The sequence below is a fragment of the Nitratidesulfovibrio oxamicus genome (assembly GCF_015731765.1).
GTDB lineage: Bacteria > Desulfobacterota > Desulfovibrionia > Desulfovibrionales > Desulfovibrionaceae > Cupidesulfovibrio > Cupidesulfovibrio oxamicus.
On sequence record NZ_VRYY01000399.1, the window covers coordinates 1 to 2,337 of the forward strand.

The window sequence follows — 2,337 nt, forward strand, 5'->3', positions numbered from 1 at the left end:
CGACACCGCCGCGATCAGGTCGCGGATGCGCCCGTCCTCGCGCAGCCAGGCCCGGGCCACGCTTTCGGCATCACGCTGGCGCGCCAGCGGAGCCAGCCAGCCCGCGCCTTCTGCGTAGACGATGCGCGATGCCGTGTGCGCGGCCACCAGCGCATACTGGTGGCGCAGCGGAATGCGTTCGAAGATCCGCTCGGGAAAGCGCTCCACAAGCACCGGCGGCAGGTAGCCCAGCAGCACCTGGCGCAAGGCGGGGTCGGCCTCCACCGGTTCGCCGCGCGCCACCAGCGCCGCGTACAGCGCATCGGCCACGGCGTTCATTTCCAGCGAGACATCCACGGAAATCTCGTGCAGGGCCTTGCAGCCGTCGCAGCGGCGTATTTCGGACAGCAGCAGGCGCGCCTCGTCGCGGGCGCGCACCCGCAGGATGTCCAGCACCTCGGCCACGAAGCGGACCTTGTGGGCGATGAATTCCTCGTCGGTCATGACAAGGCCGCCCAGCACCTCGTACGAGGAGCAGATGACCCCGGTCTTGTTGGCCGACGAGCCGTGCACCACCAGCACTCCGCGCTCGGCAAGGCGCTTGCGCGCCTCCGGCGCCACGAACAGGTTGGCCCCCTCGATGATGGCGCGCGCCGTGGGCGCCCCGCCCCGGTCGAAGAAGTCGTGCCAGTTGCGGGTATTGATGGTGTCGGGCCGCCCCCCGGCGGGGATGAATATATCGGCGTGGGCGGTGTTGTGCAGGGTGTTGCGGCGGCGCACCCCTTCCGGGGTGTCGGACACGGCCACCCACGCCCCCTCGCCGCGCAGCCGGGCCGGGTCGAAGGCGCTGATGCTGCGCTGCGCGTCCACCAGGCGCAGCAGTTCGGCCCGGTCCAGCCCGTCCGGATCCCAGGCCCCGCCGTGCCCGTCGCTGACGGCCACGATGCGCGCGTTGTCGCCGTAGGCCTTGAACATCAGGCGCATCAGGTTGCCCGCCACGTCGCCCTTGGGACCGCCGGTGATCTTCACCGTGAACGGCTGGGTGAAGGGATCGATGCCCAGATGCCGCAGCATTTCCTCGGCAAAGACCATCACCCCGATGCTGGTGACGCCGTACTGCTTGTGGTTGATGCCCGCCCCGGCCTTGGAGCTCATGAACGCCGAGGGCCAGCGGTAGCCGCGCTGGCGGGCGCGTTCCACCATCCAGGCGATGTGCGCGGGCTGGATGTTCTCGTCCGGGCCGCAGTAGATGATTTCCTCGCGGCCCAGGTAATCCACCACGCCGGGCAGGGCCGGGGTGTCCTGGCCGGGCAGCACCACGTCCAGCAGCGAGTTGATGACCGACGCCACGGCCAGCCCCACGTCGCCCAGCGGGCCCAGCAGGATGACCGCCTTGGCCCCGCCCTCCGGGATGTCCTTGTTCTTGACCTGCTGGGCGTAGGCCAGCCCCTTCACCTCGTCGTACAGTCGGTTCGATTCCAGTTCGAACTGCTCATGGGTGCGGGTGGGAACCACGCGCACGCCGCCGCGCGCCATGTCGCGATAGCGGATGTGAAAGCCGAGCCCCCCCGGCGCGTGGAAGAAGAAGATGCCGAAGGGCAGTTCCTCGCCCTCGTAACGGTAGGCGGGCGGCAGGAATTCCGGGTCCAGCCGGAAGGACAGGCCGTAGATGGTGTCGAGGAAGTAGTTGGTGCGCAGCACGTGGCGGAAGAAACGCTGGATCATCAGCAACACGGCGCGCTCGCGCTCGTCGGCCACCGCATTCACGGCATCGGTCGCGTCGGCCTCCAGCCTGCGCGCGACCGCCTCGCGGTCGCCCAGGGTGGGGTCGAAGCGGGCCTCGAACCAGTCCACCAGCGCGGCGGTTTCGGCCCGGCGGGCCAGCACGATGCGCACCACGTTCTGGGTGCTGAAGGCCCACTGGTTGTCCTTGGCCAGGAACACGTGGGCAAAGCCGCAGGCCGCCTGCAGCAGCATGATGCGCTTGATGGGCCAGGCTTCCTCGTCGGCCAGGATTTCCAGTTCGTGCGGGGCGAACCACTTCACCAGTCGCAGCTTCTTGCGCAGGTTCTGCCACAGGGCGGAATCGTCCAGGATCAGGTCGCCCTTGTGCGACACGTAGAAGCTCATGACTGCCGTCTCGTCCGACTCGTCGGCAAAGGTGTCCGCGTAGGAGCGGTGCACGGTGATGTCCAGGCGGCGCATGATCCGGGCGATCTGCAGCAGCAGCCCCGTGGCCGGGGGATGGCGCATGGCCACCACGATGCGCGTTTCGCGCCGGACGTCGCAGGGTTCCGCGGACAGCGCGTTCCCGCCGCCCGCAACTGCGCCGGGCACGCCAGGCCCGCCGGGTCTGTC

Annotated in this window: 1 protein-coding gene; it reads right to left on the minus strand. The window is 69.2% G+C overall.

Going from position 1 to position 2,337, the window contains the following annotated elements; translation table 11 throughout:
• On the minus strand, positions 1–2,316 hold a 2,316-nt coding region (locus tag FVW20_RS12880), incomplete at its 3' end, for an NAD-glutamate dehydrogenase domain-containing protein (RefSeq protein ID WP_307831529.1).
• Between the last annotated feature and the right edge of the window lie 21 nt (positions 2,317–2,337).